At 58.9% G+C, this 21,916-nt stretch carries 19 protein-coding genes; 10 read left to right on the forward strand and 9 right to left on the reverse strand.

Annotated features, from left to right (window positions below; translation table 11 throughout):
- Positions 1-5 precede the first annotated feature (5 nt).
- The 4 genes from E1573_RS14215 to E1573_RS14230 are packed head-to-tail and all read left to right on the forward strand — an operon-like array spanning position 6 to position 3,324.
- Entirely contained in the window at positions 6-773 is a 768-nt protein-coding gene (locus E1573_RS14215) for an SDR family NAD(P)-dependent oxidoreductase (RefSeq protein WP_133214706.1), read from the forward strand.
- A gap of 31 nt (positions 774-804) precedes the next feature.
- Positions 805-1,587 (forward strand): 2-ketocyclohexanecarboxyl-CoA hydrolase, encoded by a 783-nt coding sequence (gene badI / locus E1573_RS14220; protein ID WP_133214708.1) that lies wholly within the window; start codon positions 805-807, stop codon positions 1,585-1,587.
- Between the two features lie 57 nt (positions 1,588-1,644).
- Positions 1,645-2,784, forward strand: a complete 1,140-nt coding sequence (aliB, locus tag E1573_RS14225) for a cyclohexanecarboxyl-CoA dehydrogenase (protein WP_133214710.1) — start codon at positions 1,645-1,647, stop codon at positions 2,782-2,784.
- A gap of 54 nt (positions 2,785-2,838) precedes the next feature.
- Positions 2,839-3,324 (forward strand): MarR family winged helix-turn-helix transcriptional regulator, encoded by a 486-nt coding sequence (locus tag E1573_RS14230; RefSeq protein ID WP_133214712.1) that lies wholly within the window; start codon positions 2,839-2,841, stop codon positions 3,322-3,324.
- A 291-nt stretch (positions 3,325-3,615) separates the two neighbouring features.
- Here the strand turns inward: E1573_RS14230 and E1573_RS14235 are convergent, their stop codons facing one another.
- The 4 genes from E1573_RS14235 to E1573_RS14250 form a co-directional block, all read right to left on the reverse strand.
- A complete protein-coding gene (locus E1573_RS14235) occupies positions 3,616-4,938 on the reverse strand; it encodes an amidohydrolase (RefSeq protein WP_133214714.1) in 1,323 nt (440 codons plus the stop codon).
- Positions 4,939-4,991: 53 nt separating this feature from the next.
- Positions 4,992-6,314, reverse strand: coding sequence for an OprD family outer membrane porin (locus tag E1573_RS14240; protein ID WP_165957328.1), 1,323 nt, complete (start codon positions 6,312-6,314; stop codon positions 4,992-4,994).
- A gap of 68 nt (positions 6,315-6,382) precedes the next feature.
- Entirely contained in the window at positions 6,383-7,684 is a 1,302-nt protein-coding gene (locus tag E1573_RS14245; protein WP_133214718.1) for an MFS transporter, read from the reverse strand.
- 55 nt (positions 7,685-7,739) lie between these two features.
- Positions 7,740-8,918, reverse strand: coding sequence for a M20 aminoacylase family protein (locus E1573_RS14250; protein WP_133214720.1), 1,179 nt, complete (start codon positions 8,916-8,918; stop codon positions 7,740-7,742).
- 132 nt (positions 8,919-9,050) lie between these two features.
- Here E1573_RS14250 and E1573_RS14255 point away from each other — a divergent pair, with 132 nt between their 5' ends.
- Entirely contained in the window at positions 9,051-10,004 is a 954-nt protein-coding gene (locus tag E1573_RS14255; RefSeq protein WP_133214722.1) for a LysR family transcriptional regulator, read from the forward strand.
- Between the two features lie 85 nt (positions 10,005-10,089).
- Here E1573_RS14255 and E1573_RS14260 read toward each other — a convergent pair whose 3' ends face one another.
- Positions 10,090-11,292, reverse strand: a complete 1,203-nt coding sequence (locus E1573_RS14260) for a hypothetical protein (RefSeq protein ID WP_133214724.1) — start codon at positions 11,290-11,292, stop codon at positions 10,090-10,092.
- 531 nt (positions 11,293-11,823) lie between these two features.
- On the opposite strand from E1573_RS14260, the gene E1573_RS14265 reads away from it, so the two are divergent.
- The 4 genes from E1573_RS14265 (at position 11,824) to E1573_RS14285 (ending at position 15,778) form a co-directional block, all read left to right on the forward strand.
- Entirely contained in the window at positions 11,824-12,171 is a 348-nt protein-coding gene (locus E1573_RS14265) for a DUF6124 family protein (RefSeq protein ID WP_133214726.1), read from the forward strand.
- A 422-nt stretch (positions 12,172-12,593) separates the two neighbouring features.
- Entirely contained in the window at positions 12,594-13,211 is a 618-nt protein-coding gene (locus E1573_RS14270) for a LysE family transporter (protein WP_133214728.1), read from the forward strand.
- 201 nt (positions 13,212-13,412) lie between these two features.
- Entirely contained in the window at positions 13,413-13,955 is a 543-nt protein-coding gene (locus E1573_RS14275) for a cysteine hydrolase family protein (RefSeq protein WP_133214730.1), read from the forward strand.
- A gap of 557 nt (positions 13,956-14,512) precedes the next feature.
- A complete protein-coding gene (locus E1573_RS14285; RefSeq protein WP_165957329.1) occupies positions 14,513-15,778 on the forward strand; it encodes a DUF4303 domain-containing protein in 1,266 nt (421 codons plus the stop codon).
- Between the two features lie 171 nt (positions 15,779-15,949).
- Here E1573_RS14285 and E1573_RS14290 read toward each other — a convergent pair whose 3' ends face one another.
- The 4 genes from E1573_RS14290 to E1573_RS14305 all read right to left on the reverse strand — a co-directional run bounded on the left by E1573_RS14290 (position 15,950) and on the right by E1573_RS14305 (position 21,038).
- Complete coding sequence (locus tag E1573_RS14290) at positions 15,950-16,933, reverse strand: sensor domain-containing diguanylate cyclase (protein WP_133214734.1); 984 nt, start codon at positions 16,931-16,933, stop codon at positions 15,950-15,952.
- A gap of 275 nt (positions 16,934-17,208) precedes the next feature.
- The gene (locus E1573_RS14295) at positions 17,209-17,778 is read right to left on the reverse strand and encodes a cysteine dioxygenase family protein (protein WP_133214736.1); all 570 of its coding nucleotides are present in this window, start codon (positions 17,776-17,778) and stop codon (positions 17,209-17,211) included.
- A gap of 134 nt (positions 17,779-17,912) precedes the next feature.
- Positions 17,913-19,241: a tetratricopeptide repeat protein gene (locus tag E1573_RS14300; RefSeq protein WP_133214738.1), complete on the reverse strand. Its 1,329-nt coding sequence runs from the start codon at positions 19,239-19,241 to the stop codon at positions 17,913-17,915.
- Between the two features lie 414 nt (positions 19,242-19,655).
- Positions 19,656-21,038, reverse strand: a complete 1,383-nt coding sequence (locus E1573_RS14305) for a hypothetical protein (RefSeq protein ID WP_133214740.1) — start codon at positions 21,036-21,038, stop codon at positions 19,656-19,658.
- Positions 21,039-21,222: 184 nt separating this feature from the next.
- Between E1573_RS14305 and E1573_RS14310 the strand changes: the two genes are divergently transcribed.
- A complete protein-coding gene (locus E1573_RS14310) occupies positions 21,223-21,915 on the forward strand; it encodes a Crp/Fnr family transcriptional regulator (RefSeq protein ID WP_133214742.1) in 693 nt (230 codons plus the stop codon).
- Position 21,916: the final 1 nt, after the last annotated feature.

Consider the following 21,916-nt stretch of genomic DNA (forward strand, 5'->3'; position numbering starts at 1 on the left):
TCGACATGAAAGGTCTGAATGGAAAAACCGTGATCATTACTGGCGGCGGCGGTGGTATCGGCCGCGCCGTGTGTCAGCGCTTCGCCGCCGAAGGCAGCCTGGTCGCCGTGCTTGACCGCGACGCAGCCGCCGCCCAGGCAACCGTCGATCTGATCCTTGAACACGGCGGCAAAGCCAAGGCCTATGCCGCCGACATCACCGACTATGCAGCCATCGTCGCCACCGTCGCGGCCATCGAGCACGATTTGGGCGTACCGACCGTGCTGGTCAACAACGCCGGTTTCGACCGCTTCCTGCCGTTCCTCAAGACCGAGCCACAGCAGTGGGAGCAACTGATTGCGATCAACCTCACTGGCGCCCTGAACATGCACCACGTGGTGTTGCCGAAAATGCTTGAAGCCGGTGCTGGCAAAGTCATCAATGTCGCCTCCGACGCTGCCCGCGTCGGCTCCTCCGGCGAAGCGGTGTACGCGGCCTGTAAAGCCGGCCTGATCGGCCTGTCGAAAACCCTGGCGCGGGAGCTGGCAACCAAAAACGTCAACTTCAACGTGGTCTGCCCAGGCCCGACCGACACCGCCCTGCTCAAAAGCGTGGCCGCCACCTCGAACAATCCGGAAAAGCTCCTCGAAGCCTTCCGCAACGCCGTACCCATGCGCCGCCTCGGCCAACCCGAAGACTACCCGGGAATCATCGCCCTGCTGGCCAGCGACGACGCCAATTTCATCACCGGACAAGTTATCAGCGTGTCTGGCGGCCTGACCATGGCCGGCTAAGCCTACCGAACCCACTGACGAGAGCACCGACATGAACTACGAAGACATCCTCTACGAAGAAAAAGACGGCGTCGCCACCATTACCATCAACCGCCCGGAGCGCTACAACGCCTTCCGTGGCCAAACCTGCCTGGAACTGATCGATGCCTTCAACCGCGCTGGCTGGAACAAAGCCATTGGCGTGATCGTGTTCACCGGTGCTGGCGACAAAGCCTTCTGCACCGGCGGTGACCAGGGCGCCCATGAAGGCCAGTACGACGGCCGCGGCCTGATCGGCCTGCCGGTTGAAGAACTGCAAGGCCTGATCCGCGAAGTGCCCAAGCCGGTGATCGCCCGGGTCAACGGCTTCGCCATCGGCGGCGGCCACGTGTTGCACGTGGTGTGTGACCTGTCGATTGCTTCGGAAAACGCCATCTTCGGCCAGGTCGGACCGAAAGTCGGCTCGGTCGACCCTGGCTTTGGCACCGCTTACTTGTCGCGCCTGATCGGTGAAAAGCGCGCCCGCGAAATCTGGTACCTGTGCCGCAAATACAGCGCCCGACAAGCGCTGGACTGGGGCCTGGTCAATGCTGTGGTGCCCCACGAACAACTGGATGCCGAAGTGCAGAAATGGTGTGACGAAATTCTGGAAAAAAGCCCCACTGCGTTGTCGATTGCCAAACGCTCGTTCAATGCCGACAGCGAAAACATCGCCGGTATCGGCGGCCTCGGCATGCAGGCCCTGAGCCTGTACTACGAAACCGAGGAATCGCGTGAGGGCGTTGCCGCCTTCAAGGAAAAGCGCAAACCGGATTTCCGCAAGTTCTACCAGTAATCCCTGCGCCGTCCCACACGGGGCGGCCCCTCATCGTCAGCGGGCCAGGAGAGAATCATGAACTTCGCCTTCACCGAACAACAGAATGCCATCCGCGAAAGCGTCGCCCGCTTCAGCAGCGAAGTGCTCGCCCCCGGTTACCAACAGCGCGACCGCGACGGCTGCATCGAACGCTCCACCATTGAGCAGTTGGGGGCCATGGGCGTGCTCGGCGGCGAGCTGCCGGAAGCCTATGGCGGCAGCGGCCTGGACTGCGTCACCGCCGGGATCATCATCGAAGAGCTGGCTCGCGGCGATTTCAACGTCGCCTACATGCCGCTGCTCGCCTCCCTCAACGGTCAGATCATCGCCCAGCATGGCGAACCTGAACTGGCCCGCTACTGGCTGGGTGAAATCACCGCCGGGCGCAAGGTGGTGTGCATCGCCCTGACCGAACCCAGCGGCGGCTCCGATGCTGCCAGCCTGCGCCTGAGAGCCGACCGCCACGGCGACAGCTATGTGCTCAACGGCGAGAAAACTTCGATTTCCATGGCCGACCAGGCCGACGTCGCCGTGGTGTTTGCCCGAACCGGCACGGTTGAGCAACGCGCCAGCGGCATCAGCGCCTTTCTGGTGCCGATGAACCTGCCCGGCATCAGCACCACGCGTTTTGACGATGCCGGCGAGCGCGCCATCGGCCGCGGCTCGATCTTCTTCGACAACGTCAAAGTGCCGCTGAACCACCGCATGGGTGACGAAGGCAAAGGCTTCAAGCAGGTGATGCAGGGCTTTGACTACAGCCGCGCGTTGATCGGCCTGCAGTGCCTGGCGCTGGCCCAACAGTCGCTAGACGAAACCTGGCAGTGGCTGACCGAGCGCCAGGCCTTCGGCCAGTCGCTCAATGCCTTTCAGGGCCTGACCCATCCGCTGGCCGAGTTGCAGACCTACGTGCATGCTGCACGACTGCAGTGTTATTACTCGTTGTGGCTCAAAGACAACAATCTGTCGCACAATGCCGAAGCCGCCATGAACAAGTGGTGGGGCCCGAAGCTGGCGTTCGATGTAGTCAAGCAATGCCTGTTGGCCCACGGCCATACCGGCTACGGTGAAGACCTGCCGTTCGCCCAGCGTTTGCGCGATGTACTCGGCCTGCAGATCGGTGACGGCACCGCGCAGATCATGAAAAACATCATCGCCCGCGAACTCACCCCCAAGTAACCCTGCGCCGCCCGAGCGGCCGCGCGCATACAGCCGATCGGACAAGGAGCAGTAATGACCACCAACGAGGCGAAGAGCATCCCCAACCGGTTGTTCTTCCGGCTCTTCCAAACCGGAAACACCCTGCAGCGTCAGGTGCAGAACGAGTTCGGCATCAGTACCGTGCAATGGGCGGTACTCGGTGCCCTGTCCCGCGAAGGCTTCGAGCAAGGGGTTTCCTTCAACCAGCTCACCGAATACCTGGTGGTCAGCCGGCAGAACCTCGACGGCGTGCTCAAGCGCCTGGAGCGCGACAACCACGTGCTGCGCGTACCGCACCCCGACGACGGCCGCGCACGCATGGTGCTGCTGACCGACTCCGGCAAAGTGTTCTGGGATTCACTGCAAGTGCGTATCTACGAGTTCTACCGCCAGGCCCTGCAAGGCTTCAGCTTCGACGACAGCGTCGGCCTGCTGCACCTGCTGAACAAGCTCAACGTTGACCTGGCCAGGGTTTCTCTGGGCGACGCCCACCCAGCGCCCGAGCAACCACCGACGTAAAACAATCGCGGGGCAAGCCCGCTCCCACAGAAGCTGACAAACTCCAGTGGGAGCGGGCTTGCCCCGCGAAATCGCCAACTCAGGCACCACGCCCGGCGTAGTTGAGCACGAACACCCCCAGCACTTTCTCCCACAGAAGTTGACAAACTCCGGTGGGAGCGGGCTTGCCCCGCGAAATCGCCAACTCAGGCACCACGCCCGGCGTAGTTGAGCACGAACACCCCCAGCACTTTCTCCCACAGAAGTTGACAAACTCCGGTGGGAGCGGGCTTGCCCCGCGAAATCGCCGCCTCAGGCACCACGCCCTGTGTAGTTGAGCACAAACTGCACATGCGCCTTCACGCCGGTCGCCAAGGTGGCATCATCGGCCACGAAGTACGGGCTGTGGTTGTTGGCCACCTTGCTCATGTCTTCACCCTCAGGCGTAGCCCCCAGGAACACAAACAACCCCGGCACTTTCTGCGCATAAAAGGCGAAGTCTTCGCTAGGCGAAAGCGAAGCCGGCAAACGCTCCACCTTACCCGGCGCAGCCTTTTCCAGCGCCGGCAGCATAGCCTGGGTCAGCGCTGGGTTGTTCACCGTCACCGGCGCATACGGCACCAGTTGCAGCTCTGCTTTGGTCGCATAACTGCTGGCGATGCTCTCCACCATCGACGGCATTTTCTCCAGAATCCCCGCACGGATGTCCGGGTGGTTCGAACGAATGGTCCCAGTCATCACCACCGACTGCGGAATGATGTTGCTGGCCGTCCCCCCATTGATCGAACCCACGCTGATTACGCCCATGCCCTTGGTCAGGTCGGTACGCCGGCTCACTAGCGTTTGCAAACCGTTGACGATCTGCGCACTGGCCACAATCGGGTCAGTGCCGGTCCACGGCGCCGAGCCGTGGGTCTGGTTGCCGCTGACGGTGATGCGGAACTCGTCATCACTGTTGAGCACCGGGCCGTCTTTGTAATACAGGTGCCCGGTCGGGTAACCGGCCATCACATGCACACCAAACACCGCTTCCACCTTGGGTGAATCCAGTGCGCCGTCGCGAATCATCGCGCGGGCGCCAGCCACGCTGTGGGTGTCGAAGTCGTCGGCGTCTGCCGCGCCCTCTTCTGCCGGCTGGAACAAAAACACCACGGTTCCGGCAATCTGCTCACGGTGCTCGGCCAGCACCTTGGCAGCCCCCAGCAACATCGCGGTATGGGTATCGTGCCCACAGGCATGCATCACCGGCACGCTTTTGCCCAAGCGCACACCTTGTGCCTTGCTGGCGAACGGCAGGCCGGTCTTTTCTTCGACCGGCAAGGCGTCCATGTCGGCACGCAAGGCAATCACCGGGCCAGGCTTGCCGCCTTTGAGTACCCCCACCACACCGGTTTTGCCCACGCCGGTGCGCACCTCGATGCCCGCCGCACGCAACTGCTTGGCCACCAGCGCCGAGGTGCGCACTTCCATGTTGCCCAGCTCCGGGTGCTGGTGAATGTCGTGACGCCATTCAATCACCTGTGGGTTCACCGCCGTCACGGCGGACTCGACCCAGTCGACGTCTGCGGCATGGCTCGCCGAAGCGACCAGCAAACTCAAGAGGCTGAAGGATAAACAGGCAGGTGCCTTACGCATGGTTGAAACTCCATTGAGGTATTGTTTTTGTTGGGTGGTAACCGCTGTTGCACTCAGAAAATTTGCAGTGGCCATTCGACGATGATCATGTGCATGCTGATATCGCCATCCGGCTGCCCACGCATGGCGTTGTGGTGCCCCTCGCGCAGGCGCACTTTCAAGCCTTTGGCGGTGCCGCTCTGCACGACGTAGCGGGCTTCCAGGTCCAGCTCCTGATGCTCTGCATCGTCCGCCGCCGACCAGGCCTGATAGTTGGGGTTGGGTGAACTGCTGATGTCGTAGCCGTACACATAGCGGCCCATAAAGCTCAACCCCGGCACGCCATAGGGCGTCATGTCCAGGTCGTAACGCAGCTGCCACGACTTTTCATTCGGGCCGTTGAAGTCCGAAGCCATGACTGGGTTGCTCAGGTAGATGGAGTTACCGAACGCGCCGGAGCCGTTGTTACCAAAACCGATGTAGTCGAACGGCGTGTCGCCGATGATCCGCTGAAAGCCGAGGCTGACCTTATGGTTGAGCCACGCATAGGCAACCTGAGCGGAATACGCCGTAGTATCAATGTCACCGGCCAGGGCCTGGCCGTTGTCGTTGGTGCGGTAGGCATTCACATCAAGGTCAATGTGCGATGCCGGGTCGAGGGTCCAGCGGTAGGTACTGCCCAGGTAGTACTGGCGCCACAGGTCTTCGAAATCGGCGCCATAAGCGCTCATCGACCAATGATCATTCAACACATAGCGCCCGCCCGCAAAGTCGACCGCACGGGTTTCGACGTTGGCGTAGTTGGCCCACAGCCCGCCTTTACTGCTGGTGGACGACGGCTCGGTGCCGGCAGTGAAGTGTCCGCCTTCGAGCATCAGCCCGGCGATGTCTTCACTGCTCAACAAAAAGCCGGTGGCGGTGCTGGGGAACACACGGGTGTCGGAGGTGGCAAACACCGGGTTGGTCACTTGCATCTGGCCATAGCGCAACTGCGTTTGCGCATAGCGCGCCTTGACCAGCGCACCGGCCCTGCCGAAGCTGCGCTGCGCTTCGCCGTGTTTGTTCATCTGCACCGTGCCGTAACCGGCATGGCCGTCACCGCCATCGAGCTTGAAACCACTGTAGGCGAAGGCATCGATCCCAAGGCCCACCGTGCCTTGGGTAAACCCGGACGCGAAGTTAGCCTTCAAACCCAGCGACGCATCGCGCGGGTCGCGCCGGTTGTTGGGGCGGCGGTCATGGCCATCGCCTTTGATCTGGTTGTTGAGAATCACCGAGCGCGTGCTCAGAATCAGCTCACTGTCTTCGATAAAGCCGTGTTCCGCCGCCGTTGCCAGCAACGGAAAAACAGTCACGCACGCAATAGCCAACGGCCGCGAAGTCGAGAGAAAGGTCATGCAGATATCCATCAGAAGAGGCGCTTTCAGCGCTTGTTGTTATTGTTAATCCGCCCTTTGCGGGCGGCTTAGTGCAGCGGTTTGCCGGCGGTCTCCTTGACAAGTGACACGCCGACCAGGGTGGCGGCTACGCACACCATCACGTAGAACGCCGGAGCATGGCTGTTGCCAGTGAGGCTGATCAGCCCGGTGGCAAAGAACTGCGCAAAACCGCCGAAAACCGACACGCCCAGGCAGTACACAATCGACAACCCAGAGGCGCGAATCACCCGTGGAAACAGCTCAGTGATCATCACCACCGATGGCCCGGTAATCAGCACCAGAAAGAAGGTGCAAACCATCGACACCGCCAACAACGTCGGCAAGCTCGGGAACTGGGTCATCAGCACGAACGCGGGATAGATCAACAGCAGCATCGGCACACTGCCCAGCACAACGGTACGGCGCCGACCGATACGGTCACTGAGCTTTCCGGCCCACAGCGACAACACGATCTGCACAAAGGCACCCAGGCAGGACGCACCGATGCCCATCGACAACGGCAACTTGAGCACGGCGACGGTGTAGTTGGTCATGTAATCAAGCACGATGTAGCTGCTCGCCGTACCGCCAATGGCCATCAACACACCCGCCAACAACACGCGACGGTGGCGGGTGAAGATCAGCTGCAGCGCAGGCGTGCGCACCTCGCCCGGCACGGTCTGCTCAGCGGTTTCCTGCAGGTGACGGCGGATGTACACACCCAACGGCAGAATCATCAAGCCAAGCAGAAAAGGCATGCGCCAGCCCCAGCTTTCCAGTGCCTCGGCGCTCAAACTCAGCGACAACGCCAGGCTCACCAACGCGCCCAACAAAAAGCTCAGACCCTGGCTGAAGAACTGCCAACTGCCATAAAAACCGCGGTTGTGGTCGCCGGCGTACTCCATCAGCATCGCCGTCGAGGCCCCGACTTCACCGCCAATGGCAAAGCCCTGCACCAAACGTGCGGCCACAATCAGCAGCGGCGCCGCCAGGCCGATTTGCGCATAGGTGGGTGTGCATGCCAGCAGCGTCGAACCGAGGGCCATCAGGCTCAAGGTCAACAGCATCGCCGGGCGCCGCCCGACACGGTCGGCATAAGCGCCAATGATCACCCCACCCAGGGGGCGCATCACAAAGCCCAACCCAAACGTCGCCAACGCCAGCAACAACTGACTGAATGAGCTCTGTGCCGGGAAATACTGACGGCCGATCAGCGTGGCGAAAAAGCTGAACACCGAGAACTCGAAAAACTCCAGCGCCGAGCCGACGGTGATCGCGGCAATCGCGCGGGCACTGATTGGCGGGCGAACGACGGCGACAGGCGCCGCTTGCAAAACGGTAGCAGACATAACAACTCCTCTGGCCCGAAGCGCTCACGGCTGCTGGGCGGGCAGGCAGTGAAATTCAGACCAGAAAAGCTTCGACCAAACGCACCCAGTAGCTGGCGCCCAGGCCCAGGCAGTCGTCATTGAAGTCGTAACCGGGGTTATGCACCATGCAGCCCCCCTCGCCGTCGCCATTACCGATCAGCAAGTAGCTACCGGGGCAATGCTGGAGCATCACGGCAAAATCTTCGCTGCCAGTCAGCGGCGCCGTTTCGCTGATCACCCCGTCGCTGCCTAACCAGCCCAGCGCCACCTGACGCGCGAACGCGGTGGGCTGCTCATGATTGACCAGCGGCGGAAAACGCTGCGCCTCATCCACCACCACCCGCGCACTGGCGCCAAAGCTGGCAGCCTGCGCTTCAGCGATGGCAGTAATTCGCTCGATCAACTGGTCGCGCACCTCCAGCGTCAGCGCTCGCACGCTCAACTGCAGCGCGCAATGTTCGGGAATCACATTCGCGGCAGTACCAGCATGAAACGCCCCCACCGTCACCACCGCGCAATCGAGCGGATTGACACTGCGTGCCACCACACTCTGCAGCGCCATAACGATGGCCGAGCCGACCAGCACCGCATCAATCGCCTTGTGCGGCATCGCCCCATGCCCACCAACGCCCTGGACATGAATGCTGACCGTGTCCGTCGACGCCATGAACGGCCCACTACGAAACGCCAACTTGCCCACCGGCAGCCCCGGCATGTTGTGCATGGCAAACACCGCATCGCACGGAAAGCGCTCAAACAGCCCGTCTTCAATCATGCGCCGGGCGCCGCCATCACCCTCCTCGGCCGGCTGAAAAATCATCGTCAGCGTGCCATCGAACTCACCGCTTTGCGCCAAATGCCTGGCTGCCGCCAACAGCATCGCACTGTGCCCGTCATGCCCACAGGCATGCATCTTGCCGTCATGCTGACTGGCGTAAGGTAAGCCGGTCTGCTCAGTAATAGGCAACGCATCCATATCCGCGCGCAGGCCGATGGCCTTGCTACCCGTGCCGCGTTTCAGCCTGCCGACCACACCAGTCTCACCCAGGCCACGGTGTACCTCATAACCCCATTCCTGAAGTTTTGCGGCAATCAAGTCACTGGTGGCGAACTCTTCAAAGCTCAACTCCGGGTGAGCATGCAGGTGCCGGCGCAGGGCGATCATTTCAGCTTCAATGGCCTGAATACCGGGGAGCACGGACGGATGACTCATGGCGTTTCCTATTGTTGTTTTTCCCAGGGCTGGGCATGCTGCGCAGATCATGGGGCAGGCTCCGCAGCCCCGGAAGTCCGCAATTCGGTTGGGCTGACAACCAAAGGTTTACGCTCACAGGCAAGGGAAACCATGAAGCTGCATCAACTCCAGGCACTGGTGGCCATTGCCGATTGCGGCAGCATCCGCGCCGCTGCGCGCGCAGTGAACGTCTCACAAACCGCCATCTCCAAAGCCCTGCGCGAACTGGAAACCGACCTGCAACTGCCGCTGCTGGTGCGCAACGCCAATGGCGTTGGCCTGACCCTCTACGGCCGCTCGCTGCTCACCCATGCCCGGCAAATGCTCGGGCAACTGGAACAAGCGCAGCGCGAACTCACCCACCTCAAAGGCCAGACCGAAGGCCACCTGCGCTTTGCCATTTCGCCGTGGATGGGCATGGCATTACTGCCGGAAGTGGTGCAACTGTTCCGCCAACGCATGCCAAAAGTGCGCCTGGAAATCTTCGAAGGCCTGATGGCCGTTACCCTCCCGCGCCTGCGCGAAGGCACCATGGAATTCGCCATTGGCCTGGTCTCCGCCCTGCTGCCGAGGCCGGAGTTTGCCTGTGACCCGCTGCTCACCTACAAGATGGCGGTGATAGCCAGAAACGGGCATCCGAAACAGGGGGTTCGCAGCATTCATGAGCTGCTGGATCAGGATTGGGTGGTGAACTACCCAGACACCGGGCATGACGACTTCATGACGGAGTTGTTCTGGCAGCACAATGCGCAGATTCCCGTCGAGCAGGTGCAGCGGGCGCAGTCGTTGCAGTTGATGCTGTCGTTGATTGAACAGACGGATATGTTGAGCTACTGCCCCGAGCCGATGCTGACCGTGCCGATTTATCGGGAACGGGTGAGCAAGCTGGAACTGGAAGAGACGTTTGCTACGGATACGATCGGGATTGTGACGCCGCGAAATACCCAGTTGGGGGCGGCGGCGCAGTGTTTTGTGGAGTGTTTGTTACAGGTGGTCAGGCGGCGGGCGCGGTCGAATAAGCGGGAAGATCGGGAGTTGTTTGATGCGGTTGGGTTGTTGATATGAGGGGAGAGGCATTCGGTTTGGAGGTTTGATTTTAACCTCCTCCCCGCACAGATCGGTGCCGTTGCAGTACCGTACTATGTTTTCTCTAATTGCCCAAAATCCTGTCAAAGAGAAAGCTCAAGCCTTCGCCCGCCTTGAAATTCCAGATGACCCGCTCACCAGCTTCTCCCCTGAAACTGGCGCTGTTCTCACCTTTGTATTCATTAAGTGAAAGCTGACAAAAAGCAGTCAGCCTGCAGAATATATCTCTATATTTCCCTGAAGACCTACGCGCAATGTTACCGGCAGACAAATATGAAGAATAATTCAGGCTTGTTTGCGCGCGGGCAATGATTAACGCCTTGCTGTCAGGCGGATCATTCAACAGCTCAGAGGCCTGCATAAAATCCAGGTATTTTTCAAGCGCTCTTCTGGGGCACCAGAAAGACCAGAGGCCGCATACCATAATAGGTAAATTACAATCCCTGTTGCCCTCATAAGTCAAAGGCCGATCCCAATCAGGTGAGACATCGCTGTTCTCCAGCGCTTGCAGGTCTGCATCCGCGCGATACTTAAAGTATTCAGGAAAGCAATCGATGGCGTCTTTCAACGCCTCGGAAAAAAAACTGGCATGAACATTGTTGGTCAACGCATCGTTTGCCCTCTGAACCACTTGGGCCTTATCAATATTCCCACCAGAGAAGATCCCGCCGAAGGGCCCATCTAATTCCCAGCTTGCTGAGTTGGTTTTCTTCAAGTCTTTTTCTTTGTAGTGCTCAATAGGTACGACAAATCGCCTGAATAGGTTTGCGTAGCTGACGGGAAAATATCGCGCGGCAAATAACCAACCCACGACATTGTCTTTATCAAGTAGGCGCGACTCGATGTCCGAATTTTTCAGGATTTCGTAGTCAAAGGGCATGCTTTTATTGTTCTTGAGTCCTTCGAGTTTAGTGATTAGAGGACCGCTGGGCACGGTGGAGTAGAAACCGATAAATTTCGTGCAGCCATTGGAGTAGACGGCTGACAACGGATCGTATTCCTGATCGGCGCCCACGGCATTATCGCCATCAGCATAATGCTTGCAGCTGACTAATACATTCTCACCATTCAATTGGACCTTGAGATCCAAATCATTATCTGGCCCCCTTGCGGTACCTGCCAGTACAACGCCACCTAGTATCTTTTCAAAATATTCTTCCGCAAATTTTTCAAATGCATCCAGTTCATCCTTTACCAATGCCTTTTTTCTAGCCTTTCGCAGCTTAGGGCTGGCAGAAGGAATCTCACGAAAATCTAAAATACCCACACGACCTCCAGGTCCTTAATGTTCCATGATTCGTTCAAGTGTTTCATGGAGCTTATCAATAGAAAAGACAGTGGAGTTCATACTTGAAGAAGACGAATGACGGGAATTCCTCACTACTTGGCAGCTTGGCGTGCGATTGGGACCTTCGTTTTCATCATTCAGACATTGGCCATCGCGGGGGAGGCCCGCTCCCACTGGCTCGGCTTTCACAGTGACGGACTGTTGTTCCGTCTGTAGCGAGTCGAAACTCACTACCCCTTGAATCCCTCCCCCAACCCCGCTACCCTCCCACCGTCGCTGTCAATCCAGCGACCGGGTTTGGTAGCCCGGACGATAATCAAGGCGCACAAGCGTCCTATCCGAGCAGTTGGCGCTTTTTTTGTGCCCGCTGTTTCGTGTTATGGCAGCTGTGCGTAGGGCGCACTCGTGCGCGCTGGGTTCCTTGATTCCCGGTCTACCAACCTGCGCACAGCCGCCACCCATTCGTTTGGTAGCGATACGTGGCGGCTCCATCAATCAAGGAGCTCCACCATGACAAAGATAGTCCCCGATCCACCACCCTCCACCACCCAAACCAGCACCACCTTTGGCACCTGCAACGGCAGCCACGATCCTCTGTTCGCCGTGCGCACAGGTGTCTCTTCCGAAGATGCGTTGGTCCACGCCTGCGTCTTGCTCAAAAGCGCCTATCACACCACGGCCCACGCCTGTGACATGGTCGATAGCGAGGCGCGTGGGTTGTTGTGGGCGACTGAGCAATCGCTGGAAATGAGCCTGGCGCTGGTCGAGGCTGTGCTGGATGAAGTGGAAGCCCGCGCGGCGACGTTGGCGGTATTGCGTCGTGCTGCGCAGGCGGATCGAGCCGCGGCGAAGGAGTAGCCGCAGGTGAGATCTGGGCCGCAGGTGCGGCCCGTCTCAGAAGGTAATGGCAACTGCGAATCCATGAAATAAGCAACCCTTTGTCGCAGATTGAAAACCCCACAGGTAAGGATGCCATCAATTATGCGAAGAAGGTCAATGCGGTGGCGAGGACGCTGAATGAACGCCCTCAAAAGACACTAAACTACGAAACACCGGCCGACAGGTTCAGCCAATGAGTTGCATCGACCGGTTGAATCCACAGCCAATAGCAGTCACTCCCTACAAGATTTCTATCTCACTCTCCTTTAGCCAACCAGCAGCAATGACATCCTGCCTGGCTAGGGCAGGTTGGCGAGTGTGAGGCAGAGCCATCTACCGCGTAGCGCAGAGGTGATAGACTGCGCAAGTTCAGCCTGTCTTATCGTTCCGGAGAGCTACCCATGCTTGGAGTCACCGACTACGGCTCATTCCTGATCGCCTTCATTGTCCTCCTTGCCATTCCCGGCCCCGGGAACTTCGCTTTGATTTCAGCCACAGGAAAGGGCGGTATCAAGGCTGGTCTGGCGGCGACCTGTGGGGTGATCCTCGGCGACCAGGTGCTGTTGTGGATGGCGGTAGCGGGGGTAGCAACTTTGTTGGCCACCTATCCGGCGGCATTCCATGCCGTGCAATGGCTGGGCGCTATGTACCTCGCATGGCTTGGGCTGCGAATGCTACTGAGCAAGCCGGGCAGTGCGCCCCGCGCCAGTCGAATGGATAACGGCCACTACTTGCGCCAGACGATGATTATCACCCTGCTGAACCCCAAGGCGATCGTGTTCTATATGGCATTCCTGCCGCTCTTTATCGATCCGGTGAAGCATCAGGGCCTTGTCACCTTTGCCTTCATGGCTGCGACCGTTGCTGTGGTAACGTTCCTCTATGGCCTGATCGCCGTAGCCTTGACCTATAAGCTGGCTCAGCGCATGCGCGCCAACCCACGCGTCGCCAATATGCTGGAGCGTCTGGCCGGCGCTTGCCTGGTGGGGTTCGGCATCAAGTTGGTGGCAATGCGCTAGGAGGCTGGCGTCATCACCTAACACCCAAGAGCGGATCAAATTGACCCGCTTTTTCGTTTCAACACCTGCCAGAACATCTATCGGGCCGTCTGCTAATGGCCGACTTTCGCCAGATGCGACAGGCTGCTTCCGACCCATTGCAGTCATTCATGGGGAACAGCGACAATCCCCATCGCCGGTTCGTTTCGTAAGGAAGCAGATATGAAAGCACTGATCGTGATCGATGTGCAGCACGGGCTATTTACGCCATTACCTAGGCCCAACTCATCTTTAGAGGTCGTGAATCGTATTAACGAATTGTCACGGCGCGCTAGATTGGATAACGCGCCCGTTATCTTTGTTCAGCACGAAGCTATCAGCGGCGACTATTTCAGGCATGGCAGCGAAGCATGGACCCTGGATGCCGGGCTCATTACAGGCAGCACTGATCATTTTGTTCGCAAGACCACCCCTGATTCCTTTTTGAAAACGAATCTCGAATCCGTACTGGTAGAAAGCGGCATTTCTCATCTTGTCGTATGTGGCTATGCCACGGAATTCTGCATCGACACCACGGTCCGGCGTGCAGCTTCACTGGGGTATGACGTGACCCTAGTGAGTGATGCTCACACTACTCACGACAAAGCCCATGCCGAGGCGGCGCAAATCATCGCTCACCACAATGCCACTTTGCCCAGCATCAAAAGCTTTGGGGTGCATATCCTGGCCCAGGAAAGTAATGCCGTTGAGTTCGCTCACGTTTAGGAATCCAGCGTTCTGACAGGTCGGTGATTTGTCCACTGGAATGGCTGCTTCGGGTCGTAAGCAGCCATCTATGACCGGCAGCTTTCGACCCATTGCTGCCATTGGCGACCGGCCGCAATCAGCCGAATCCAGCCTATTGCGACAGACGCCTTCCACCCCTTTGCGGACGCACACTCAAGAGCGACATTGAAATACAGTCCTTGTCTCCAGACGGTCGCTACCAATTCCAGGCGACCCCGTGAGAAGCAGGCAACTCGCACTGGCTGTTCCCGCCGCAAATCATAGATACCCAAAACAGAAACGTGGTGTTTGGCTTCGAGGATCCTCTGTGGTCAGCAGACCTCAGCACCTGGCTAAGCCCGACCCGGGTAGAACTCAAGCTGCGCAAATACCCCGGCCATCGAGCACCTTTGGGGCTCACGATGATCGTTGAATATGCGCTGCGTATCGCTGAATATGGCGATGGCTCGCACATTGAATTGGCCCGTCTGGAAAGCACCCTTGAGGGGATGCTCGATCTGCTCGGCTGAACTTACTTGTCAGCAAGGACCTGAATGATGAATTGGACGGCTCTGGAACAGGCGCTTTTCGACGCCGCCAGACAAACATTACAAACGCTGCTCGATGAGGGAGGCAGCCCTTTGTACGCCGCAGCGTTTCATGCCAGCTACCGAGAAGAAGAGGCGGTTCTGTCGCTGCCCAGCTTTGCCGCAAACAGCCTGCAAGCACTCAGCGAAGACTACCCCGACGAGGAGGATGAAAGCTTCAGTTCGGTGAAGTGGAACCCGGCGGACTGGCGCTGGGATTGGGAAATCTGCGCTGGTGAGCCGTTTACGCGGCTCGATGATGAGCTGCAAGCCCACGCCAATCGGCTTGGCCCGCGCCAATGGCAAGCGGCTGAGCAACGCTTGCTGGTCACCGTTAGCCGTGCCGCCAGGTCCCTGGGCCGCCATTTCAGCCAGCATCCTGGTGTGACGCCTGGCTTCGTGGTGATTTTTCATGACTTTGCTGGCTATATGCCCTTGGCCAAGCGCAGCATGACCCGCCAGCAGTTCGAGGATAATTTCCCTGTCGAACTGGCGATTGAAAACACCCTGCGCGATGTCACTGCCTTGCCGCTCGCCGAGCAGGTCGCGTTCTACGTCAGCCGCTTACATTGTTCGGATGGCATTTCGGGGGAAGACGCAGAGCGCTGGCTGATTGCCAACGGCCGTCCCGCACAGGCAGCGCTTATCGAGCAGCTCAGCGGGCATAAAGAGTCTACCGCTGCCGCGCGTATTCTCGGGCTGGCCGGCATGGCTGATGAGCCCGTCATCCAGGCCCTGCGCCGACAGGCGATTGAGGCCTGTAAGCAGCCGACCCGCAACTGGTGCGCAAATGCCTTGGGTTACCTTGAGGATTTCGATTGGCTTATGCAGCAAGCGCCCGACGTCGCTGTCGCGGGGATTTGCGCTAACTTTGACGGTTTCCGCTGGCGGGGCGTGCAGCCACCGGTGCTGAACTACACACCCGTTGAGCGTCTGCTTGATCAGCGTCCTGAGCTTCGGGCTGCTGTTGAAGAGACCCTTGAAGAAGTCTACGGCCAGATCGATACCACCGCCGCCGATGTTAGCGAAGCCTTGCGCGGTTTGGTTTCACCCCACGTAGCCATTCGTCGTCATGCCGTGAGTGGATTGAATAACCGTGGCCTGCTGCCCGGCGACGCGCTTCGAGCCATTGAGGCGCTACGCCTGGCAACACAGGATACCGATGAGCAGGTGCGGCACGTCGCGGGCCTTGGCCTGGAAGCTATGAAACCCAGCCTGGCTCATCGTTTTTCCTGAGTGCACCGCAGATGGATACTTTACGAGCGTTCATGGGCGATTCGCTGACTATGGGCCTACAGGTTACCGATTCAACTCGGTGATGAGCGTGTGCCCTGTCGGACGGTTGCGAGAGGCTGCTTTCGACCCTCAGCAGAACTCACAGGCCCTCTATGAATGACTGTTAGTTGTTTATTCTTCTGCACTTTCAACTGCAGACCAGCACCCCGCCCCCTCCAATGGCACATATTCAATGCGGTGCCGTCCATTGTTTTTAGCCGCATACAGCTGCTGGTCTACGGCTTTGATGAAGTCTGTAAGCTTTTCCCGCTCACCTGGCGCCACCGAGCCTGCGCCTATGCTGACAGTCACGCGGTGACCATGTGGCGATAGCGCATGCACGATGGATTGCTTCTGAATCAACCGCTGGCAACGCTCAGCAACTTTACGCGCCACCTCGGCATCGGCTTCGGGCAGCAGCACGACAAACTCTTCGCCGCCATAACGAGCCACAAGATCGCGAGGGCCGTCCAACGCCAAACTCAGCGTTTGGGCAATCGTTATCAAACATTTGTCGCCTTGAACATGGCCGTACAAATCGTTGTACTGCTTGAAAAAATCGACGTCCAACAAGAGCAGAGACAGTGGCTGGCGTTCGCGGCGCGCACGTTCCCATTCCAACTCGAAACAGCTATCGAAGCGGCGGCGGTTGGCGATATTCGTCAAACCGTCCTTGAACGACAGCACCTCTAGCTCTTTCTGCAAGCTCAGCAGTTGGTCTTCGGTCTTCTTGCGTTCGCTGATGTCAAACATGAAACCGATCAGTGCTTCGACCTCGCCCCTGTCATTGCGCACCACGTGCACAACGTCGCGAATCCATACATAGCCGTTGTCTTTGGTCAGTGCTCGGTAGTCAGCCTCGTGGTCCACGCCAGCCTGGGATTGTGTGACGCAGAAATTCACCACATATTCGCGATCTTCTGGGTGCATGCGCATAGCCCAGTCTTCCACACTCACCCAACTTTCAGGGCTCCAACCCAACAACGCCTCAATTTGAGGGCCGATGTAGGCGAATTTCATCGAGGCCCAATCAATCTTCCAGGGAATCGCCTTGGTCGACTCCAGCAAGGTTCTGTACACCTCACTGTCATTCACAAACTCGCTTGCATCGGACATACGCAATTGCCCCCAGATCCGTGTCAGTAAACCACTGTAGTCGGAAGCGGTCAGTCGTGGAAATTTACTGAGCGGCTGTTGCTGGCCGTTTTTGGGTCGGTAGCAGGCTGGGGTAGAAGGCCGCTTTAGCCGAAGGGTGATGTATTGATGCTGCTGGCCATCGCGGGGCAAGCCCGCTCCCACCGGTTCGGCTCACTCTGTGCCGGACTAAGGAATAGCCGTAAGTGAGATCTGGGCCGCCGATGCGGCCCGTCTCGGAAGCTTGAACCATCCGCCTAACTGGCGTTGTGCTCCACCGCCATAAACCGTCGCGTGCCTGCGTCCACATCGTAGATATGGAAGTTGTTCATCATGCGCCCATACAGGTGCAGGCTGACCGCGCGGGAGCGTTCGCTGGGTACGCCAGTGATATGGATGTGGTCCGGGTTGGGTACAAAGCTGGTGACCGAGCCGGATGGCAACAGGATGACGCCACCTCGCACCAGGTCGATGCCTTCATCCAGGCTGCGGTCAGCCGACAGGCACACGTAGCTGCGCTCTTCCAACACGCCTTCGACGATGCCGACCACGCCCCAACTGCCGTGGTCGTGAACCGGGGTCCATTGCCCCGGTGACCATACGAGTGCGTACAACGACAAACCGTCATCCTCGGCGCGGTAAATCAGGTTGCGGCAGTAGTGGTTGGGGTCGCTGCGGTAGTGTTCGGGCTCAAGAAAGCGCGGCGCATGGCTCACCAGCTCCAACATCGAAGGTGCCAAGGCTTGCACGCAGTCGCAGGGCGAGCAGTGTTGCTGGCTGAGCCTGTCGGCCTGCTCGATAAACCGCACAAGTTCCGGGTGTGGCATTGAACAAGCCCTCCCTGATGATGCAAACCTATAAACCACCTTGCCAATGGGGCGGAACACAACATGAACTGGGAGCAGATGCTCAGGGAAAATGTAGCTGATTTGCACAGATTCGCAGTGACCGCCCTGCTTGGTTAACTGCAGTCACTCGCTGCGCGCAGTTTCCAGGCGCGGTTGAGTGGACTCTGGGGCTTCAGTGCAAGCCGCTCGGCAACCAGTGCCTCGGCCAGTGCGCGATTGCCCAGGCGCAGTGCAGCTTCAATCAGTGTCCATGAGAAGACATCGCGCTGCGCGTGACTGCCGCCGAAGCGGTTGGCTTTGGCACGTAACGGCATTAAACAGGCTATGGCCTGGGCGTAATCGCCACGACCAAACGCCACCAATCCTTCGCACGCGGGCACACCGATCTCCCTGCTCATCATGGCGTTGGTACCGATACCAGCAGCGGCCCGCCTCAGGGTGTCCAACTGCTGAACTTGTGCGCGGCTGTTTGCAGCCCCCACAAACGCCATCATCGCGTTCACGTCGTTAAAGGCGTACAGGCCATCTTCACAACGGGGCTCCCATTTTTCGGCCAGCCCCCGCCACCGATCGCCAACGTCATGGCCAAGCAGAGAGAGCCTCCACAGCAGCGCGGAGCTATCCAGCAACTCAAGCGCCTGAGCAAATCCACCCGCTGAAATGTCTTCATCGAAAAGACGAAGCGCACCCGCCACGTCATTGGCCTCAAGCAGGAACAGCGCCTGGTGCCACCATAGATGGAAGGCAAACATGCTATTGGGCGCCCAGGCACTGGCGCTGGATGAAAGGTAACGGGCCCCTTCCTCGGCGCGGCCCTGCATTTCCATGACATGCGTGACGGCATGCACAGCCCAGCCATCCTGTGGGTTCAAGGCTACCGCCTCGCGCCCCTGCTCTTCGGCCTGGCGGTAATCCCCTGACTCTTCCAGGCCAAAGGCATACATGCCTTTCACAAAGCCAACGCCAGGCACCTGGCTGTCCCAGTGCGGCATCACGCGGGCCACGCGATCACGCAGCATGTGCGAGTAACCCAGATAGAAATCGCCCAGATGGGCAAATTGCAGGGCCAGCAGATCGCGCGGGTACTCAATCGAAACACAGCCCCAGGTTTCAATTGCTCGCTCCCAGTCGCCGTCGAACCAGGCGCGTATGGCATGGATATGCTGGCGTTCGCGGTCATTGGCTTGGCTTGCCAGGTGCTCTGCGGCGTCCAGGCTCCTGAGAAGCTCCGCGTCGAACGCCTTGTCGGTCGCCGTCGCAATCGCGCCGGCACGAAAGGCATGAGCCAGAGCGAAATCCGGATGCTGGGCGATGATGGTGTCAGCCGCAGCCAGAGGGTCGGCCTGGTACGCGTGCAGCAAGTCGCAAGCGCTGTCCAGCGCGTCGATTGCCTCTTGCACGCCATAAGAAACCGGATTGCCACGCTTGTCGCGTTTGCTCATGGTTTGCTCCTGACCACACCACAGGGACATACCTGATCGAGAGGATGTGAAGATCGCTCTCGATTGTCTCCCCGAATGTGAATCAGGGACACTTTTCCGACGAAACGTGAAGGGCTGTGTCAAGTTCAACATTGACGGCAGCCTGTTGGCAGGATCGGCTGGCCATCGCGGGGCAAGCCCGCTTGTGTCTTGAGGAAGGAACAGAATCTGGAGTGAGCGCGGTGAATGGCAAGTTGATAGCCCGAGGTGCGGGTAGGCCCGGTGGGAGCGGGCCTTGCCCCGCGATCGGCTGCGCAGCGCGCCGTAAACACAGCTGCTTGCAAGGCAACTGGTATACCGAGGCGACTGAATTGCTGCCGCTTCGCGCCAGATCGCAGGGCAAGCCAGCTCCCACCGGGGGCTGGGGGCGGTTGATCAGATGCTGCAGCCGCGCTTTTCGAACTCGGTTTGGGACATGTAGCGGGTGTCAGGGAAGTATTCCTTCATCACCGCCGCTTCCTCACCCAGTTTGTGGGTAGCAAACAGGCTTTGTTGGAAGTCTTTTGCCGGGATCATGTTGCGGTACAACAAGAAGCCACCATGGGTGTTGCCGATACCATCGCCCACGCGCCCCCAGTCCATCCACGCTACACCGCATTCAGGCCTGGCATTGACCGGGCGCTTGTCGGCTGCAGACACCACGATGGTGTAGTCGCCTTGCGCGTCGGTCGGCACTTCTTCGTCATGCACGCACGAATCGACCGCAGTGTCGCTAAGCGAGCGGTATTTGCACACTGACCAGTAACGCAATTGGCCGGCGGCCATGGTTGTCTCGCCGTCATGGGTCTTGGGGGTGGTCGGCGCCTTGGCATGCAGCACCAAGACATCGCCAAAGCGGCTATCGATGTAGGTGCTCATGTAGGTGTTATCCAGGGTGCTGTAATAGCCGCCGCGCCGGGTGACATCCATTTTCTGGCGGATCGCTTCGTAGGGCGTGCCGATCAGCGTGGTAGTAGCGGCGAGCGGAGCATTGAAGAAGGCATTCCAGTTAGGTGGGTTTTGCGCCGGATGGTGGGGCGAGGTGGTGCTGGGCAAATTCTGCAAGATTTTGAGTTTTTCCGCAGCCAGGTGCACATCGTTGATCGAACCTTCCTTGACCACGATGGACTGGCACAACTCGCCACCGCGCAACTGTTTGCCATCGGCTAGTGTCAGCACAGGCTCCGGCAGCGGCACACCTCCGCGTGCATCACGCCCGGCATCGGGTACGTAGACTCGGTAGTACAGCTGGTGCAGGGCATCACCCTGCTGTACATACAACGTACCGGGTTCGCGCTTGGCATCATCCAGCGGCTGGCCAGCGACCAAGGCAAGCTCAGCCACATTCACCCGATAATCACGTTGTGCGGCGTCGCGCCTGGCTCCAGCCTGGAACGGGTTCGTCGCGCCTGCTACAGCGCTCATCATGACGTCATTGATACGGTCGACCGGTACGCCTTCAAGATAGCTATTGAAAGAGATATGCCGGGCATGCGGGAACTGCCCTTCCAGGGTCAGTTTTGCGCCCGCCGGCAATCGGAACTGCGTCGCCCAGTAAGTTACCCCGGAGTCAGGGAACAGGATATTGTGCGTCTCGGGGCTGACCGTACCAACCCAGAAACAGTTGCTCAGCCCGGAGCGCTGATTGGCCGAGTCGATTTCTGCAACGGGGATGGGCACAAGTTTTGGACGGAAGCTGTTGAAATCCAGGGCAGGTGTTTCTGCATGGGCCCAGGCGCTGCCCAAGACGAGTGCTAAGCCGAGAATGACGCGTTGCATACTGACTTTCCTTATTGTTATAGGTAAGAGTGTTGATCGCTCCTTGATTGCACTACCGCGCATTGTCAGTGACGACATGCATGCCGCAAGCTCGAAGCTCAGCTGAACTTATCAACGCGTCCAGAGCCTGGTCTGTCATCTGGATGACAACTTTCATGATTACAGCAAACCCAGGAGGCTCACCGTGCTCTCACCCCGACAGCTGTTCACCTCCTGCTCCTGGTTCGATGCCGTGCCTGTGCACGTCATCGAGAAACTGCTTGAGCAGACCCAGGTCCGATATTGCGAAGCCGGTCAGTGCCTGTATGCATGCGGCAGTCAGCCGGAAGGGATCTACGGCGTATTGAGCGGTGGTTTCAAGATCAGCTTCACCAATCGCGAAGGCGATGAAGCCGTGGTCAATGTGATTGGCGAAGGGGGTTGGATGGGCGAAGTTGCATTGTTCGAGAATGCGCCTTACCCGGCTAGCTGCTATGCCCTACGCCGCTCGGAAGCGCTGTTTCTACCCCAAACAACGCTCCTTGAACTCGCCGAACGCTGGCCGGTTGTTTACCGCAACCTGTTGCGGGACACCTGCACCAAGCTCAAGCAAGTGTGCTGGATGTCAATACAGAACAAGATCCAGCGCCCAGAGCAACGTCTGGCCAATCGTCTGTACCTGCTGCCTGAAGTGCAGCACACGCACGTAAGCGACTGGCTCGAGCTGCCCGAGCGCTTGCCCCATGAACTGCTGGCGCAGATGCTCGGGCTGAGTCGCCCACGCATCAGCCAGGCCATGAAGGCGCTTGAGCAGGCCGGGGTACTCCTTGGCGGGCACCACAAACTTAAAATTCATGTGACACGTTTGCGTCTGTTTTGCGAGGGGGTCGAGCCTTAGG

Origin of the sequence: Pseudomonas sp. H9 (assembly GCF_004353925.1) — a bacterium.
In the GTDB taxonomy this organism is placed as follows: domain Bacteria; phylum Pseudomonadota; class Gammaproteobacteria; order Pseudomonadales; family Pseudomonadaceae; genus Aquipseudomonas.

Coding starts and splice junctions, on each gene's coding strand:
- E1573_RS14255 (WP_133214722.1), top strand. CDS start 9,051: ATGAAGCTGCATCAACTCCAGGCACTGGTGGCCATTGCCGATTGCGGC.
- E1573_RS14270 (WP_133214728.1), top strand. CDS start 12,594: ATGCTTGGAGTCACCGACTACGGCTCATTCCTGATCGCCTTCATTGTC.
- E1573_RS14265 (WP_133214726.1), top strand. CDS start 11,824: ATGACAAAGATAGTCCCCGATCCACCACCCTCCACCACCCAAACCAGC.
- E1573_RS14215 (WP_133214706.1), top strand. CDS start 6: ATGAAAGGTCTGAATGGAAAAACCGTGATCATTACTGGCGGCGGCGGT.
- E1573_RS14285 (WP_165957329.1), top strand. CDS start 14,513: ATGAATTGGACGGCTCTGGAACAGGCGCTTTTCGACGCCGCCAGACAA.
- E1573_RS14275 (WP_133214730.1), top strand. CDS start 13,413: ATGAAAGCACTGATCGTGATCGATGTGCAGCACGGGCTATTTACGCCA.
- E1573_RS14235 (WP_133214714.1), bottom strand. CDS start 4,938: ATGCGTAAGGCACCTGCCTGTTTATCCTTCAGCCTCTTGAGTTTGCTG.
- E1573_RS14305 (WP_133214740.1), bottom strand. CDS start 21,038: ATGCAACGCGTCATTCTCGGCTTAGCACTCGTCTTGGGCAGCGCCTGG.
- E1573_RS14290 (WP_133214734.1), bottom strand. CDS start 16,933: ATGTCCGATGCAAGCGAGTTTGTGAATGACAGTGAGGTGTACAGAACC.
- E1573_RS14250 (WP_133214720.1), bottom strand. CDS start 8,918: ATGAGTCATCCGTCCGTGCTCCCCGGTATTCAGGCCATTGAAGCTGAA.
- E1573_RS14245 (WP_133214718.1), bottom strand. CDS start 7,684: ATGTCTGCTACCGTTTTGCAAGCGGCGCCTGTCGCCGTCGTTCGCCCG.
- badI (WP_133214708.1), top strand. CDS start 805: ATGAACTACGAAGACATCCTCTACGAAGAAAAAGACGGCGTCGCCACC.
- aliB (WP_133214710.1), top strand. CDS start 1,645: ATGAACTTCGCCTTCACCGAACAACAGAATGCCATCCGCGAAAGCGTC.
- E1573_RS14300 (WP_133214738.1), bottom strand. CDS start 19,241: ATGAGCAAACGCGACAAGCGTGGCAATCCGGTTTCTTATGGCGTGCAA.
- E1573_RS14295 (WP_133214736.1), bottom strand. CDS start 17,778: ATGCCACACCCGGAACTTGTGCGGTTTATCGAGCAGGCCGACAGGCTC.
- E1573_RS14240 (WP_165957328.1), bottom strand. CDS start 6,314: ATGACCTTTCTCTCGACTTCGCGGCCGTTGGCTATTGCGTGCGTGACT.
- E1573_RS14230 (WP_133214712.1), top strand. CDS start 2,839: ATGACCACCAACGAGGCGAAGAGCATCCCCAACCGGTTGTTCTTCCGG.